This window comes from Streptomyces sp. NPDC002092, from assembly GCF_053593775.1.
In genome coordinates, this window is sequence record NZ_JBSFDG010000022.1 from 55969 (window position 1) to 72339 (window position 16371).

Genomic DNA, 16371 nt, shown 5'->3' on the forward strand with positions numbered 1-16371 from the left:
GCTGTTCGTGGGTGAGCCGACCACGGAGGTCAGCGGGGCCGCTCCCCTGCGCCGTACCCCCCAACAGGCGCGCAGCAAGGCACGCTTGGCACGGGTCCTGGAGGCCGCCGAGCGTGTCCTGATCGGTGAGGGGGTCGAGGCGCTGACCACCACCCGGGTCGCCGCGGAAGCCAAGGTGTCGGTCGGCTCGCTGTATCAGTACCTGCCCGACCGCGACGCGATCATCGACGCCCTGGCGGCCGGCTACTTCGCGAAACTGGAGGCCGCCATGGACGGCCTCGTACAGGCCGCGACGGCGGAGCGCTGGGAGGACCCGGTGGCCGTGCTGATCGACGCGTTCGCCGGGATCTACCGCACCGAGCACGGCTTCCGGGCCCTGTGGTTCGGCAGCGGCCTCACCGAGCGGACCCACACAGCGGACCGCGCGCACAAGAGCCGTATGGCCGACGGAATCCGCCGCGTCCTGCTAGCGCTCGACCTGGCCCACGACCACGAGACCCTCGCCCGCGCCTGCCACGCCGCGGTCCTGGCGGCCGACGCGCTGGCACAGGAGGCGTTCCGGCGGGACGCCGAGGGGGACGCGGAACTCCTCGACGAGGCCAAGGTCATGCTGCGCGGCTATCTCGCGGACGTCACCGCACGCCGTCGCCGGCGCTGACCGTGCCGACGCTCGCGGGCGGGGTGGGTGCCCCCGCGCCCGCTGCACTCCCCCGGCTGCCCCTAGAGGAAGCTGACGTTCTGGGCCAGGGCGAGTCGGCCGGAGTAGTTGATGGTGTTGGTGGCCGGGCGCATGTAAGCGCGCCAGGCGTCGGAGCCCGACTCGCGGCCGCCGCCCGTCTCCTTCTCCCCGCCGAACGCGCCGCCGATCTCGGCGCCGGAGGTGCCGATGTTGACGTTGGCGATGCCGCAGTCGGAGCCCTCGGCGGAGAGGAAGAGCTCTGCTTCCTGCTGGTCGCGGGTGAAGATGCTGGAGGACAGGCCCTGCGGGACGTCGTTGTGCAGGGCGATGGCCTCCTCCAGCGTGTCGTAGGTCAGGACGTAGAGGATCGGCGCGAAGGTCTCCTCCCGTACGACGTCGGTCTGTTCGTCGACGCGGACGATGACCGGTTCGACGTAGGCGGCTCGGGGCGCGGCTTCGGCCAGGCGGCGCTCACCGCCGGCCAGGATCTTGCCGCCCTGGGCCTGGACCCGGGTGACGGCGTCCTGCATGGCGTCGAGGGCCTTGGTGGAGATGAGCGGTCCGACGAGGGTGTTCTCGTCGAAGGGGTCCCCGATGGGAAGCCTGGCGTAGGCGGCCGTGAGCCGTGCGACGAGCGTGTCGGCGATGTCGCGGTGCACGATGAGGCGCCGCAGCGTCGTACAGCGCTGCCCCGCGGTGCCGGCCGCGGCGAAGACGATGCCCTGGACGGCCAGGTCGAGGTCGGCCGAGCAAGCGACGATCGCCGCGTTGTTGCCGCCGAGCTCCAGCAGGCTGCGGCCGAAGCGGGCCGCGACACGGGGGCCGACCTCGCGGCCCATGCGGGTGGAGCCGGTGGCGCTGACGAGGGCGACGCGCGGGTCGTCGACGAGCTGTTCGCCGACGGTGCGGTCGCCGAGCAGGAGGCGGTGTACGCCCGCGGGCGCCCCGGTGTCCTCGGCGGCCCGGGCCAGCAGCCGGTCGCAGGCGAGGGAGATCAGCGGGGTGAGCTCGGACGGCTTCCAGATCACCGTGTCGCCGCAGGCCAGGGCCACGGCGGTGTTCCAGGACCATACGGCGGCCGGGAAGTTGAACGCGGAGATCACGCCGACGACGCCCAGCGGGTGCCAGGTCTCGGCCAGGCGGTGGCCGGGGCGCTCGGAGGCGATCGTGCGGCCGTACAGCCGGCGGGAGAGACCGACGGCGAAATCGCAGATGTCGATCATCTCCTGGACCTCGCCGAGCGCCTCGGAACGGATCTTGCCCGCTTCGACGGTGATGAGGTCCGCCAGGTCGCTCTTGTTCTCACGCAGCAACTCGCCCAGTCGGCGCACCAGTTCACCGCGTCGCGGGGCCGGGGTGGTGCGCCAGGTGAGGAAGGTTTCCCGGGTGGCCTTGATGGCCTCCTCGGTGTCGGCGGCGGTGGCGGCCTTGAGGCCGAAGAGATCCTCGCCGGTGATCGGCGTACGGGCCTGGAAGTCGGCGCCTTCGGGGACGGTGACGCCGATGCGCCCCAGGCTCGTACGGGCGCGGGTGCGCAGGTCCTCGGTGCTGGGCAGGGGGGTGCTCGTCATGGTTCCTCGGGGTTCGGTGAGGGGCAAGGGGCGGGTCAGCTGAGCGGGCCGTCGAGTTGCAGCTCGCTTCGGGGCGTCACACCACGTGGGCTTCGGGGCGGAATTCGGCCCCCGAACGGAAGCGGTCGGCGCTGAGCGGGGAGATGTCGACGAAGGGGGCGCGGTCGAGGTGGAGGTCGCGCAGGATCTCGCCGACGGCCGGGGCCTGGAGGAAACCATGGCCCGAAAACCCCGTGGCGTAGAGGAAGTTGACGAGTTCGCCGGAGCGGCCGATGAGGGCGTTGTGGTCGGGGGTGACCTCGTAGAGGCCGGCCCAGCCGCCGACGGTCTTCATATCGGCCAGTTCGGGGGCCCGCCTGCGTACGGCGTCCCGGAACAGTTCGAGCCACTCCGGGGTCCAGGTGGTGTCGAAGCCGTCGGGCTGGCGGGGGTCGGCGAGGCCGAACAGCAGGCCGTCGTCGCTGTTGTGGAAGTAGGCCGAGGAGGTGAAGTCGATGGTGAAGGGGATGCGGGGAGCGGGTGGCACGAGCGGTTCGGTGAAGGCGAGTTGGCGGCGCACCGGCCGGACCGGCAGGTCGATGCCGACCATGTCGCCGATCAGGCCCGACCAGGCGCCCGCCGCACAGATCACGGTGTTGCAGTCGATGCTGCCGTGGTCGGTGTGGACGGCGGTGACGCGGTCGCCCGCGGTGTCGATGCCGGTCACGGTGGTGCGGGTGGCGAAGGTGGCGCCGGCCCGGGCGGCGGCGTCGGCGTATCCCCTCACGACCAGTACGGGGCGGGCGTGGCCGTCTGCGGGCGAGTAGGCGGCGGCCACGAGTCCGTCGGTGCTGACGTAGGGGCACAGGCGGAGGGCCTCGTCCGGGGTGATCATGCGGGTGGGGACGCCGAGGGCGTTCTGGGTCCTGACGCCGGCCTCGAAGTCCGCGGCCTGCCGGTCGGTGGCGAGCAGGAAGAGGTAGCCGACGGTGTCCAGGCGGATGTCGGCGCCGGGGCGGTGCGGGAAGTCCTCGTAGGCGCGCAGGCTCCGGCTGCCCAGCTCGATGTTGAGCGGGTCGGAGAACTGGGCGCGTACGCCGCCGATCGGCTTGCCCGAGCTGCCGCACGCCAGGTCGCCGCGCTCGACGACGACGATGTCGGTCACCCCTGCTTCGGCGAAGTGGAACGCGGCACTGGCGCCCATCACACCCCCGCCGATGATCACGACGTCTGCGGTCGGCGGAACGGAGCGGAGGGCGGATGTGGAGGACAAGGGGCCGTCCCTTCCGGAGGCCGCGCCGGGCCGGGGCATGGGCTTTCTGGCCGTCATCGTGACGCAACCCGACCTTTGACGTCCATGAACAGTTACTGCGCCTGATCTATTAGTGTTCCCATATGGACTGGACGAGCTCCCAGCTGCGTTCGCTCGTGGAGCTGACCAGGCGCGGAACCATCACCGCGGTGGCCCGGGCGCTGGGGTACACGCCCGGCGGGGTCTCGCAGCAGATCGCCGCGCTGGAGAAGGCCACCGGCATGGAGCTGCTGCAGCGGGTGGGGCGGCGGGTGGAGCTGACCGACGCCGGGATGACGCTGGCCCGGCATGCCGAGCGGATCCTGTCCACGGAGGCCGAGGCGGTCGAGGCGCTGGAGCGCAGCCGGGGCGAGGTCTCCGGGGTGCTGGTCGTGGGGCTGTTCGCCACGGCCGCCGCCGAGATCCTGCCGCCGGCGCTGCAGCGGGTGCGCGAGACGCATCCCGGGCTCGCCGTGCACAGCCGCGACATGGACGTGGACGAGGTGTACGACGCCGTCGCCTCCGGTGCGGTGGACCTGGCGCTCGGCCTGGACTACCCGGACGTGCCCATCCCGCGCGATCCGGCGCTGCGGGTCATGCAGCTGGACCGGGAGCGGTTCTCCCTTGCGGTGCCCACCGGGTGGCTTAAGGGCCGCGAGGAGATCGCCCTGGCCGAGACGCAGAACCTGGGCTGGATCCTGCCCTCCCCCGACAGCTACTACGGCCGCGCCGTGCGCACCGTCTGCCGACGGGCCGGCATCGAACCCGACGTCCAGCACGAGGTGACCGACACGGCGGCCACACTGGCACTGGTCGAGGCCGGCATCGGGATCAGCACGGTGACGGAGCTGATGCTCGGGCTGCGCGCCTCCCGCTTCGACGTGGTGCGGCTGCGGGAGAGGGTCGAGCGGCACATCGTCGTGGTGTTCCGCTCCGCCGCCGAACACCGGCCGACGGTGGCCGCACTGGTCGAAGTGCTGCGGGCGGTGACCGGTACGCGGCGCGGTACGACGACGTAGCAGGTGCCGGAGGGGGCTCGGGACAGGCCCGCCGGCCGGTCGCTCAGTCCGCTGTCGCGGGCGCGGAGCAGGACGAGGTCCTCGTCGCCGCTGCCGAGTGCGGCGAGGAGTTCGTGGGGTTCGCCCTTCGGCAGCTCGATCCCGGCGCACGGCTGGGGAGGCGACGGATGTCGACAGCGCGGACGGCACCGCCGGCGAGTTCCTGCACCGCTCACACTCGAATGGCAGGCGGTGTGGCCGGGCCGCCGGTCGGGTGATCTTCTGGCCCTTGCGGGTGCGGCTGTCCGGCCCACGTCGTGGGAGGAACCGGTCGTAGATGACCGGTGAGCAAGGAGGGTTTCCAGCTGTGATCACCGTTCTGAAGGGTGCGCCGTCCATGGAGGCGGCCATCGGCGCGCTGCGTGCCAGCCTGCTCGGCGGGCTCGATCCGGAGGCCGGTCCGCCGCGTTCGGCCGTGCCGGTGCCGCGGGGTGAGCTCCTGCTCATGCCCGCGCAGTGGGGCTCGTACGCCGGAGTCAAGGTGGTGACCGTGGCACCGGACAACCCGGCGCGCGAACTGCCGCGGATCCAGGGCAACTACCTGCTCCTGGACGGCGAGACCCTCACCCCGCTGGCCCTGCTGGACGGCATCGCGCTCACCAACGTACGTACCGCCGCGGTGTCCGCCGTCGCCGTCGACGCGCTCGCCGAGCCGGACGCGAGCCGACTGGTGCTGTTCGGGACGGGGCCGCAGGCACGGTCGCATGTCGAGGCCCTGCGGTGCGTCCGGCCGATCCGGGACGTCGTGGTCGTCGGCCGCGACGCCGAGCGCACCCGCGCGTTCGCCGATGACATCAAGGCGCGAGTCGGCAGTGCGGACGATGTGGCGGACGCGGACCTCGTGGCCTGCTGCACCACGGCGCGCACACCGCTGTTCGACGGCTCGCTGCTGCCGCCGCACGCGACCGTGGTGGCCGTCGGATCGCACGAGCCGGACGCCCGGGAGGTCGACGAGACGGCTGTCGGGCGTTCGGCGGTGGTGGTGGAGGCGGTTTCGGCGGCGCTGCGTGAGGCGGGCGACATCGTGCTGGCCGTGCGGGCAGGGGCACTCGATCCCGGCACGCTGGTCGGCCTCGCCGATCTCGTTCGGGGCCGGGCCCGACTGCCTTCCGATCGCCCGCGGTTGTTCAAGAGCGTGGGCATGGCCTGGCAGGACCTGGTGGTCGCCGCGGCCCACTTCGACGCGGGGCGGGCATGACGGCGGCGGTCCGGTGACACCATCGGGCGCCGGGCGCGGTACTCGGCCGATGGTCCGAACTACCGCCTGCGCGCATCCGGGAACCGCTGCGGCGCATGGATGTCGACAACTTCGCGCTCGTGATCGGGCTGGACTGGACAGGGGGCTGCCCGAGAGCGACGCAGCCGTCGTCCATGACGAGTTGGACGATCGCGGGCCGGTCCGCGGCACGCCCGTCGCCGAGTCGGCCGACGGGGCGGCCCTATATCTGGACCTGCCTTTGGACGGCGCCCTGTCGCCCGCCAGGGCTTCGGCGTCGCAGGCAGCGCGGTCGCCCGGCGCTTCACGGAGCTCGACACCACCGTTGTCGCGCACCCACCGCGCACGGCGCCCTGTCCGACCCGAGCGCTCTCGACGCCGAGGACCTCCTGGCCGCGAGCGAGGAGGGCGGCGACCCATCTCGTCACCCGCGCCCTCTGGTGCTGAACTCCCCGTTGACTGCGAGGTGTTGACGCCCGCCGTACTGCAGGACGCCATCGACGACGCCACGGCGCACGAGATCAAGGGAGCTCATCGTGGAGGGCCAACTGCCCACGGCGCCGGCGGCCCGGGCGTCCTCGCCGCGCGCCGCATCACAGTGGTCCCGGACTGCGTCGCCACCGCCGGAGCATCGTCGCGGGCGGCTTCGCGGACGGGCCTTGGCCACTCAGGGTTTTGCCCTGACACCGCCGCCGTCTTCGAGGCGATCTGGACGAGGCTGCGCGCCAACACGGTGGCCGTCCCCCGCCCGCCGCGGGCCGCGCCCCGGCCGAGGAGCGCGTCCGCACGGCGATGCGGAGCAAGGGGCACCCGTCCCGGACAGGACTCAGCCCGCTACAGGGCGTAGATCTGCCCGGTCTGCGCGCCCTCGACGGACCGGACGTACGCCTGGGTGACGTCGGCGAGATCGACCGGTGGCATGCCCGGGAAGTGGTCGCCGTACTCGGCGAGGCTCTCGGTGAAGACCGTCGGGCTGATCGCGTTGATGCGCTGCGGGGCGATCTCGATGGCGGCGGCCCGGACGAACGCCTCCAGCGCCCCGTTGGCCATGGAGGCCGCACTGCCCGTGGGGATGGGCTCGCGGGCCAGCACGCCGGTGATGAGGGTGAAGGAGCCGCGCTCGGCGATCCGGGGGATGCCCTGGCGCACCAGGTCGATCTGGCTGAGCACCTTGCCGTGGAAGGCGGCCAGATAGTCCTCGGGGGTCAGTTCGGTGACCGGCTTGTACGGCACGTGTCCGGCGGCGCTGACCACGGCGTCCACCCGGCCGGCGCGGTCGTAGAGCTCGGTGACCTGCGCGGGGTCGGTGATGTCGTGGCGCAGATCGCCGCCGCTGCGTCCCACGGTCAGGACTTCGTGGCCGCGGGTGCCGAGTGTCTTGTGGAGGGCCGCGCCGAGCGTGCCGGTGGCGCCGATGAGCAGAATCTTCATGGCTGCGACGCTAGGCCCGGCCCCCGGCGGGAGGGAAATACCTTCTGGGGAGCACTTATGCTTCAGGGTTATGAATGTGGAGCTACGGCATCTGCGGGCGCTCACCGCGATCGGCGACGAGGGCACCATCACCGGCGCGGCGGCCGTGCTTCACATCAGCCAGCCCGCCCTCTCCCGCACCCTGGAGCAGCTGGAGAGCCGGGTCGGCGTGCGGCTGGCGGAACGTACCACCCGCACCCTTGCGCTCACCGATGCCGGTCAAAAGCTGTACGAGAGAGCTCATTTGATCCTCCGTCAGCTGGATGACGCGCTGACGGAGGCCGCGGCCGGGGTGCGGCCACTGCGGATCGGTTTCGCCTGGGCGGCACTCGGCGACCTGACCGTACCGCTGTTGCGTACATGGCGGGAGGCACACCCCGGGACCCCGGTGCAGGTGTACCGGCGCGACGATCCGGAGGTGGCGCTGCGCCGGGGGGAGATCGACGCGGCGCTGGTGCGCACCGCGCCCGGCGCCGGGCTCGAGGTCCGGTCGCTGTACCGGGAGCGGCGCATGGCCGCCGTACCCGACAGCGACCCGCTGGCCACTCGTCCATCGGTGCGGCTGACGGATCTCGCCGAGCGCCCGGTGGTGCTGTGTGCCACCGCCGCGACCACCGCCGAGCTGTGGCCCGAGGGACGACGGCCGCGCACGTTCGAGGTGGCCAACGTCGACGAATGGCTCACCGTGATCGCCACCGGGGAGGCGGTCGGTGTCACCGCGGAGGCCACCCGGCAGAGCCATCCGCACCCCGGGGTCCGCTATCTGCCCCTGACGGACGTACCGCCCGTGACGGTCCGCATGGCCTGGCCGCACACTCCCACGCACCCGGCCACGCTCGCCTTTCTCGGCCATCTGCAGGTCATGACGTCCGCGCAGCCGTAGGCCGCGGGCTGCGCGGCGATCGACGAGAGGACCTCGGGGTACGCGGGTCGTATGTCGTGGCGACCGCGAGCCCGCACCGCGCATGACCTGTACATGACCAGCATGTCGTGCGATGTTTGCCCATCGGGGTCCGGCGTTCGTCTGGGCTTCACGCAGTACCGGCCTGGGGCTCCTATGGTTGCGGCGCCGCCTCCCCCGCACGTGCCCGTCACTTCTGTCCGGAGGACAGTCATGACCGCCGTAAAGGCTTCCAAGCGCACCCGACGCCCCCTCACCGCACTCGCCGGGGCTGTCGCCCTGACCGCGACGTCGATCGGTGTGTGGGCCGCAACGACCTCAGCCGCTCAGGCCGCCGCTCTCCCCACCCCCGACCACGTGGTGGTCGTGGTGATGGAGAACCACGCCTACTCGCAGGTGATCGGAAGCTCCAGCGCCCCGTACATCAACAACACCCTCAAGGCGGGTGGCGCCAACCTCACCCAGTCCTACGGCCTCACCCACCCCAGTGAGCCGAACTACTACATGCTCTTCTCGGGCTCCAACCAGGGCCGCACCGACGACAGTTGTGTGAGCGTCGGGTCCATCTCGGCGCCGAACCTCGCCTCCGAGCTGATCGCCGCGGGCAAGACGTGGAAGAGCTACAACGAGTCGCTGCCCAGCCAGGGTTCGACGACCTGCAGCAGCGGCAACTACGCGCAGAAGCACAACCCGTGGTTCGGCTTCTCCAACGTGCCGACGAACACCGCGATGACCTTCGCGCAGTTCCCGACCGACTACACGACCCTGCCGAACGTCTCCTTCGTCGTGCCGAACCTGTGCAGCGACATGCACGACTGCTCGGTCTCCACCGGCGACACCTGGATCAAGAACAACCTGGGCGCGTACGCCACGTGGGCCAAGACCCACAACAGCATCCTCGCCGTCACCTTCGACGAGGACAACAAGCTCTCCGGCAACCGCATCCCGACCCTCTTCTACGGGCAGCACGTCGCCCCCGGCAGCTCCGACGCGACCACGTACAACCACTACAACGTCCTGCGCACCCTGGAGGACCTGGCGGGTCTGAGCGCCCATGCGGGCAACGCCGCCTCGGCGTCCGACATCTCCGGCATCTGGAACTGACGCCCGTGTATCTCGCGGACTCCCGCAGCACCAAGGCCGCCGTCGCCCCGGACACCCGTCCGGGGCGGCGGCCGGCCGCTGTGCCCGGCACCGTGCTGGCCCTGGGTGCGGTCAGCCTGATCACCGACGTCTCCTCGGAGATGGTGACGGCCGTGCTGCCGCTGTACGTGGTCGCCGGCCTCGGCCTGTCCCCGCTCGGCTTCGGTCTCCTCGACGGCATCAACAACGGCGTGGGGGCGCTGGTCCGGCTGGCCGGCGGTCATCTCGCCGACCGCGGCGGCCGCCGGCACAAGGTCGTGGCGGGCCTCGGCTACGGTCTGTCGGCGCTGTGCAAGCCGCTGCTGCTGCTCGCCCACACGCTTCCCGTCATCAGCGCCGTGCTCGCGGCCGACCGCACCGGCAAGGGACTGCGCACCGCCCCACGGGACGCGATGATCTCGCTGGCCACCGAACCCGAGCGCCGGGGGCGGGCGTTCGGGGTGCACCGCGCGATGGACACCACCGGCGCACTGCTCGGCCCGCTGGTCGCCTTCGCCGTGCTGCGGGCCACCGTCGACGGCTACGACGCGGTCTTCACGGTCAGCGGCTGTATCGCGGTGCTCGGGGTGCTGGTTCTGGTGCTGTTCGTGCCGGGCCGCATCACGCCCGCCGGTGCCGTGCGACCGCCCGCATCGGCCCGGCCCGCCCTGCGCGACTCGCTGGGCCTGCTGCGCCGCCCGGAGCTGCGCCGACTCACTCTCTGCGCGGCCCTGCTGGGTCTCACCACCGTCAGCGACTCCTTCCTGTATCTGCTGCTGCAGCGCGAGGGGGACCTGTCCGCCGACCTGTTCCCGCTGCTGCCCCTGGGCACCGCCGCGGTCTTCCTGCTGCTGGCCGTCCCGCTCGGCGCGCTCGCCGACCGCCTCGACCGCCGTCGGCTGTTCCTGGCCGGTCACGGCGTCCTGCTGCTCGGCTACGGCCTGGTGCTCTCACCCTGGCACGGCATTCCCGCCGTGGTCGCGGTCCTCGTACTGCACGGCACCTTCTACGCGGCCACCGACGGAGTCCTCGCGGCGGCCACCGCCTCAGCCGTGCCGGCACAGCACCAGGGGGCGGGGCAGGCGCTGGTGGGCACCGGCCAGGCACTGGCCCGGTTCGCCTGCTCGCTCGCCTTCGGCGCGGCCTGGAGCCTGTGGGGCGGGCGCACCGCGCTCGCCGTCACCGCCGCCGCGCTGGCCGTCAGCGCCGTCGTGGCCTCGTTCGTGCTCCGCCCCGCCGACAACGTGTCCCCCGCCGAGGTGTCCGCATGACCCGAACCTCCCGTCTGGTGATCCTGCTGGTAGCCGTCCTGCTGCTCGGCGGCGTCGGCACGGGGGCGGTCCTCTACGCCGCCCACCGCTCGGGCATGCGCGACGAACAGCAGGCGAACGGCCCGACCGTGCGGACCGGCACCGTCACACTGGGGCCGACGGCCGGGCGTCGGCTGCTGGTGCGCAACCTGGCCTGGGGCCCGCACCGCGACGAGATCGCCACCGTGCCCGCCGACGATCCGCAGGGGCCGCGCACCGCCTCGGGCATGAAGTGCCTGCGCTTCCACGCGGCGGCAGGTACCGGCATCTGCCTGCAGGCCGTGCACGGCACGCTCAGGGACACCTACCGGGCGGTGGTCCTCGACGCACACCTGCGCGAGCGGCACCGCTTCCCGGCCGCGGGCATCCCCACCCGGGCCCGCGTCTCACCCTCCGGCCACCTGGTGGCCTGGACGGTCTTCGTCAGCGGAGACTCCTACGCCGGCACGAACTTCTCCACCCGCACGGCCGTCGTCGACACCCGCACCTGGAAGATCGACGACAACCTGGAGACCTTCCGCATCATCAAGGACGGCCGGACCTACCGAGCCGCCGACACCAACATCTGGGGCGTCACCTTCGCCGACGACGACCGCTTCTACGCCACGCTGGCCACAGGCGGCAACACCTACCTCGTACGAGGTGACGTCGCGGCACACACCCTCACCACCCTGCACCGCAACGTCGAATGCCCCTCCCTCTCCCCCGACGGCACCCGCATCGCCTACAAGAAACGCGTCAAGGGAGCCTCTCCCGACGCCCCTTGGCGGCTGTACGTCCTGAACCTGCGCACCATGAAGGAGACCGCGACCGCCGAGCAGCGCAACATCGACGACCAGGCCCTGTGGGCCGACGGCTCCACCCTCGTCTACGCCCTCCCCGGCGACTACGGCTCCGACCTGTGGACCGTCCCGGCCGACGGCACCGGCACGGCCCACCGGCTGATGACCTCGGCCGTGGCCCCCGCCTACCTGGGCTGACGGGTCCTCACAGGTCCCATGTGCGCGGGCGCCACAGCGTCTCCCACTCGGAGCGCAGCAGCGACAGCACCGCAACGTCGTGGCGGCGCCCCCGGTGCAGACAGGCCGAACGGCGCACGCCCTCCCGGACGAACCCGGACTTGGCCAGGACCTTGAGGGCGGCGGTGTTCTCGGTGTGGGTGACTGCCTGGAGGCGGTGCAGGGGCAGTTCACCGAAGGCCAGGTCGACCATGGTGTCGAGGTCACGCTCCACCCGCTCGCGGAGCCAGGACAGGGACCGGGGCCAGAGGCCGATCTCATGTGCGGCCGCCGGGTCGGACCGCCACCGCTGCAGCACCTCGGCATCGTCGACCTCCAGAGGGGCGGAGGCGATCTTGCTCCCCGCCGGCAGGGCACCCTTTCACTCGCCGCCGTCACTGCTTCCCGCCCGTTGTCGTCCACGAGCGGAGCGGCTAGAGGCCGGTGCGGGACATGACCACGCTTTTTCGGGCGACCGCAGCATAGTTGAACATGTTCAATTCATGAGCGATGATACGTGTGGCCATCGGGGCTGGAGAGAGGACCACGGTCATGACGAGCTCGCTTCTCACGCCACGAGGCCGTTGTCGCGCCGGTACGACGGCCGGGGTGGCGGCGGGGAGCACTGCCCCGACGCGGATCCTCGACTGGCAGCACCCGCAGGTCACTTCCCTGCTCCGGCAGGTCGACGCGGGGACGGGCGCGGCGCCCGACCGCCGGACAGCGGACCTGCGCCGGGCCCACCGGGTCATTGCCGCGGCTGTGCGGCCGGTGTACTCGGTGCAGGACGAGCGGCCCGTGTCCGAGGTGCTGCGCCGTGGCCGTGGTTCGTGCAGCCAGCGGCTGGCCGTCCTGGAGGCGGTGGCGCGGGCGTCCGGGATGGCCACGCGGGTGCGTGGGCTGCTGGTCGACGGGGCTTTCTGGTACCCGCGCTTCCCGAGGCTGCGCCGGATCGTCCCGGACCAGGTTCTCCTGGCATGGCCGGAATTCCGCCTCGACGTACCGGCGCCGACCGCCCACACCGCAGACCCCTGGCTGACGGTCTCGGAACTCTTCGGCAGCCTTGACGAGTTGAGCGACAACCGCGGTGGCGGCTTCACCAACGCCGGTGCGGAGACGCTGTTCGAGGCGCTGTCCAGGACAGCGATCGACTGGGACGGCAGGACACTCTGCCCGGCCGACGGTGCCTCGTGCGATCTCTCGGCCTACGTCCTGGCGGACCTGGGCCACTTCGACTCGCGCGACGAACTCTTCGCCCGGCACGGCCAGACCCTCTGCCGGGCGGCGAGAGTGCTGGCCGAGCCCGTCCTGGGCCGTCGTCGCGCGGCCCGCGTCTGAGGACACCGTCAGTGGATCGCTGAGCCCAGGGCGGCCTCGAAGGTCGGGTGCTCGAAGGTGAAACCCGAGTCGAGGAGGCGTCCCGGCACCACCCGTTGGCTCATCAGGATGCCGTCCGCGAACTCCCCGAGCACCAGCCTCAGGGCGAAGCCGGGCACGGGCAGCACCGTGGGGCGGTGCAGGGCCCTGCCGATGGCGGCGGTGATGTCCCGGTTGGTCGCGGGGTGCGGGGTGGTCATGTTGACCGGCCCGCTGACCGATCCGGTGTCGATGAGGTGGCGCAGGGCGCGGACCGTGTCGGGCAGGGAGATGTAGCTCCAGTACTGGCGGCCGTCGCCCAGCCGCCCGCCGAGCCCCGCCCGGGCCAGTGGCAGCAGGCGGCCCATCGCCCCGCCCGCGCCGGACACGACGATACCGAAGCGGGTGGTGACGACCCGCGTCCCGGCCGCCCGGGCGCCGTCGGCGGCCTCTTCCCACTCCTGGCAGACGCCGGCCAGGAAATCCCGGCCCGGCCTGCCGGACTCGTCCACCACGGCCTGCCCGGTCTCGCCGTAGTAGCCGACGGCGGATCCCGACACGAACACCTGCGGCGGCTTCTCGCAGCCGGCGATCGCCTCAGCGAGGGCGCCGGTGCCGCGCACCCGGCTCTCGCGGATCTCCTTCCTGTACGCGGCGGTCCACCGGCGGTCGCCGACTCCGGCACCGGCCAGCCCGACCACCGCGTCCGCGCCGTCGAGCACCGCCGGATCCACCCCGCTTGCCGCCGCCCGCGGGTCCCACCGGGCCTCGGCGCTTCCGTCGGCCCGGGTCTGCGGCTCGCGCCGGACCAACCGGGTCACACGGTGACCGTCGGCCAGCAGCGACGCGGCGAGTGCACCGCCTATCAATCCTGAGGAACCACTGATGACGACGTGCATGAGAACCGGCCTCGATCCGGGAACGAACAACCGACCAATACGTTTGACTCTTCAAACATACACCCGGTCGGACACAACGGCGGGGCCAGGACTCCCCGGCAGTCCTGGCCCCGCCCCGGTTCGCGCGTCTCCCTCGCGCCGATCACCATGATGCGCAGAGGGCAGCGGAGCTGTCGTTGGCGCACGGTCCACACCTGCTTGGCGCACGGTCCACGGCCGCTACTCGGCGGGCGGTCCGCTCCGTTGGCGGAACTCGCTCGGCGGCACACCATGGGCCGAGCGGAAGGCCCGTGTGAACTCGGCGGCCCGGGGAAAGCCCCAGCGGGCGGCGACGGCATGGATCGGCAGTGTGCGCAAAGCCGGGTCGGCGAGGTCCCGGCAGACGTTCTTCAGTCGTTGATCGCGGATGTAGGCGGCGACGGTGGTGCCCTCAGACCGGAAGAGTCTGTACAGGTAGCTGCGGGAGATGTGGTGCGCGGCGGCGATCCGGGCGGGGGTCAGGTCGGGGTCGCCGAGGTGCCGGCGGATGAACGACTTGATTTGCAGGGTCAGCGTCCGGGCGCGGGTCTCGGGCGGCAACTGGCGGTCGGCGTCCAGGGCGTGGGCGAAGACGGTGGTCACCAGATCGGCGACGACGGTTCCCAGCCGGGGCGCGTCCAGCGGCTGGTAGGGCGCTGTGTCGGAGACCAGCTGCACGAGGAACTGCGCCAGCAGCGCGCCGACGCCCTCACGGCCCGACATCCGGCGCCCGATCACCTGGTCCGCCCGGTGCGCGGGCAGCGCCACCAGGGCCCTGGGTATCTCGATTCCGATGAGGGTGACCGGGTCCGGGCCGGTGGATATGTCGTAGGACCGCGAGGAGCTGTTGGTGTGGATGTCGTCGATCCGGTAGGCGACCTGCTGCCTGCCCCAGCTGGCCGCTCCCTCTCCCCGTCGCAGGACGGAGAGGTGGTAGACCTCCGGGTCGGACTGCCGTACGAGCTTGGGGGTCCGTCGGAAGACCAGGTGGTCGAAGGTGGCCGGCCACACCGTCACATCGCCCAGGCAGATCAGGCGCTGCTCGCCGCGGTAGTCCGCCGCGCGGTCGCTGGCCAGTTGCATGGGCGCGTGGGTGCGGCCCATGCGCTCGGTCCAGGCGTCGAAACGGTCGCCCGCCGGCAGATCCACGGTCCGCAGGACCGACTCGTGCAACACGGCCGTAGTCAACCACACGGCCCGGGCGGCACTTTCGGGCGTCCGGCCGCTGCTCAGAGGCTGAGGAACTCAGACAGTCCGCCCAGCAGCCGGTCGGCGTCCTCCGCGCTGTTGTAGGGCGCGAGGCCGATGCGGAGGCCGCCGGTGTCGCCGAGGCCGAGCCTGCGGGAGGCCTCGATGGCGTAGAAGGATCCCGAGGGGGCGTGGACGCCGCGCTCGGCGAGGAAGCGGTAGGCGTCCGTGGTGGAGCGGCCCTCGAACGTCAGCAGCAGGGTGGGAGTGCGGTCGGCCGCCCGGGAGTGGATCGTGGTGCCTTCGAGTGAGGACAGTCCCTTGTCGATCTGTGTGCGCAGGCTGTGTTCGTGTGCTTCGAGCGCCGTGAACGCGGCGGCCAGGCGCTGTCGGCGGGTTCCCGTGGCGCCCGGGTCGAGGCAGGTGAGGAAGTCGGCCGCGGCGGTGGTGCCCGCCAGGAACTCATAGGGCAGCGTGCCCAGTTCGAAGCGCTCGGGGACCGCATCGGTGGAGGGCAGGAGTTTGTCCGGCCGCAGGGTCTCCAGCAACTCCGGCCGGGCGGCGAGGACTCCGTGGTGCGGGCCCAGGAACTTGTACGGGGAGCAGACGAAGAAGTCCGCGCCGAGCGCCTCCAGGTCGACCAGCGTGTGGGCGGCGTAGTGGACGCCGTCCACGTAACTGAGCGCCCCCGCCTCGTGCGCCAGGCGGGAGATCTCGGCGATCGCGGGACGGGTGCCGATCAGGTTGGAGGCGGCGGTGACGGCGACCAGCCGGGTGCGTCCGCTGAGGACGGCGCGGATGTCGTCGAGGGTCAGCTCCCCGGTGGCGGGGTCGAAGTCGGCCCAGCGTACGGTGGCGCCGGCCGCCGCGGCGGCCTGGACCCAGGGGCGGATGTTGGCGTCGTGGTCGAGGCGGGTGACGACCACCTCGTCCCCGGGCTGCCAGGTCTTGGCGAGGGTGCGGGAGAACTCGTAGGTGAGCTGGGTGGCGCTGCGGCCGAAGACGATCCCCGACGGATCCGCTCCGAGCAGGTCGGCCATGGCCCGGCGGGCCCCGGTGACGATGGTGTCGGCGTTGCGCTCCCCCTGCGCCACCTGGCCACGGTTCGACAGGGGGTTGGACAGGGCGTCCGCGATGGCCTGGATCACCGCTCGCGGGGTCTGGGTGCCGCCCGGGCCGTCGAAGTGCGCCGTTCCGGCCGCCAGGGCGGGGAACTGGGAGCGGATGGCGGTGATGTCGTACGTCACGAGGGCTCCTGTCGAGTGCCGGGCCGGAGCAAAGATCCTCCGCGACGGCGGGCGGACGTGGCAACAGG

15 protein-coding genes are annotated in these 16371 nt (G+C 72.0%); 8 read left to right on the forward strand and 7 right to left on the reverse strand.

From position 1 onward, the window contains the following. The first annotated feature begins 7 nt into the window (after nt 1-7). Nucleotides 8-658 (forward strand): TetR/AcrR family transcriptional regulator, encoded by a 651-nt coding sequence (locus ACWCRD_RS38095; RefSeq protein ID WP_450970266.1) that lies wholly within the window; start codon nt 8-10, stop codon nt 656-658. 62 nt (nt 659-720) lie between these two features. Here the strand turns inward: ACWCRD_RS38095 and amaB are convergent, their stop codons facing one another. Further along, the gene (gene amaB, locus ACWCRD_RS38100; protein WP_450970267.1) at nt 721-2250 is read right to left on the reverse strand and encodes an L-piperidine-6-carboxylate dehydrogenase; all 1530 of its coding nucleotides are present in this window, start codon (nt 2248-2250) and stop codon (nt 721-723) included. Nucleotides 2251-2326: 76 nt separating this feature from the next. Continuing rightward, nucleotides 2327-3502, reverse strand: a complete 1176-nt coding sequence (locus tag ACWCRD_RS38105; RefSeq protein WP_450970268.1) for an NAD(P)/FAD-dependent oxidoreductase — start codon at nt 3500-3502, stop codon at nt 2327-2329. 122 nt (nt 3503-3624) lie between these two features. On the opposite strand from ACWCRD_RS38105, the gene ACWCRD_RS38110 reads away from it, so the two are divergent. Next, nucleotides 3625-4539, forward strand: a complete 915-nt coding sequence (locus tag ACWCRD_RS38110; protein ID WP_450970269.1) for a LysR family transcriptional regulator — start codon at nt 3625-3627, stop codon at nt 4537-4539. Between the two features lie 346 nt (nt 4540-4885). Then, entirely contained in the window at nt 4886-5776 is an 891-nt protein-coding gene (locus ACWCRD_RS38115) for an ornithine cyclodeaminase family protein (RefSeq protein WP_450970270.1), read from the forward strand. A gap of 852 nt (nt 5777-6628) precedes the next feature. Here ACWCRD_RS38115 and ACWCRD_RS38120 read toward each other — a convergent pair. Then, a complete protein-coding gene (locus tag ACWCRD_RS38120) occupies nt 6629-7225 on the reverse strand; it encodes a short chain dehydrogenase (protein WP_450970271.1) in 597 nt (198 codons plus the stop codon). A 70-nt stretch (nt 7226-7295) separates the two neighbouring features. Between ACWCRD_RS38120 and ACWCRD_RS38125 the strand changes: the two genes are divergently transcribed. From ACWCRD_RS38125 to ACWCRD_RS38140, 4 genes are all read left to right on the forward strand, one after another. Next, nucleotides 7296-8147: a LysR family transcriptional regulator gene (locus ACWCRD_RS38125; RefSeq protein ID WP_450970272.1), complete on the forward strand. Its 852-nt coding sequence runs from the start codon at nt 7296-7298 to the stop codon at nt 8145-8147. Between the two features lie 231 nt (nt 8148-8378). Next, complete coding sequence (locus ACWCRD_RS38130) at nt 8379-9269, forward strand: alkaline phosphatase family protein (RefSeq protein ID WP_450970273.1); 891 nt, start codon at nt 8379-8381, stop codon at nt 9267-9269. A 5-nt stretch (nt 9270-9274) separates the two neighbouring features. Continuing rightward, the gene (locus tag ACWCRD_RS38135; RefSeq protein WP_450970274.1) at nt 9275-10558 is read left to right on the forward strand and encodes an MFS transporter; all 1284 of its coding nucleotides are present in this window, start codon (nt 9275-9277) and stop codon (nt 10556-10558) included. After that, on the forward strand, nt 10555-11577 hold the full coding sequence (locus tag ACWCRD_RS38140) for a TolB family protein (RefSeq protein WP_450970275.1): 1023 nt from the start codon (nt 10555-10557) through the stop codon (nt 11575-11577). The genes ACWCRD_RS38135 and ACWCRD_RS38140 overlap by 4 nt, the downstream gene beginning before the upstream one ends. Nucleotides 11578-11584: 7 nt before the next feature. Here ACWCRD_RS38140 and ACWCRD_RS38145 read toward each other — a convergent pair whose 3' ends face one another. After that, on the reverse strand, nt 11585-11914 hold the full coding sequence (locus tag ACWCRD_RS38145) for a GNAT family N-acetyltransferase (RefSeq protein WP_450970276.1): 330 nt from the start codon (nt 11912-11914) through the stop codon (nt 11585-11587). A 233-nt stretch (nt 11915-12147) separates the two neighbouring features. Here ACWCRD_RS38145 and ACWCRD_RS38150 point away from each other — a divergent pair, with 233 nt between their 5' ends. Continuing rightward, complete coding sequence (locus tag ACWCRD_RS38150; RefSeq protein ID WP_450970277.1) at nt 12148-12933, forward strand: transglutaminase domain-containing protein; 786 nt, start codon at nt 12148-12150, stop codon at nt 12931-12933. A gap of 8 nt (nt 12934-12941) precedes the next feature. Here the strand turns inward: ACWCRD_RS38150 and ACWCRD_RS38155 are convergent, their stop codons facing one another. The 3 genes from ACWCRD_RS38155 to ACWCRD_RS38165 form a co-directional block, all read right to left on the reverse strand. Further along, nucleotides 12942-13850, reverse strand: a complete 909-nt coding sequence (locus ACWCRD_RS38155; RefSeq protein WP_450970278.1) for a TIGR01777 family oxidoreductase — start codon at nt 13848-13850, stop codon at nt 12942-12944. Nucleotides 13851-14069: 219 nt separating this feature from the next. After that, nucleotides 14070-15044 carry a helix-turn-helix domain-containing protein gene (locus ACWCRD_RS38160; protein ID WP_450970279.1) on the reverse strand — a complete coding sequence of 325 codons (975 nt, stop codon included), beginning with the start codon at nt 15042-15044 and terminating at the stop codon, nt 14070-14072. A 53-nt stretch (nt 15045-15097) separates the two neighbouring features. Beyond that, a complete protein-coding gene (locus ACWCRD_RS38165; protein WP_450970315.1) occupies nt 15098-16303 on the reverse strand; it encodes a cysteine desulfurase-like protein in 1206 nt (401 codons plus the stop codon). Nucleotides 16304-16371: the final 68 nt, after the last annotated feature.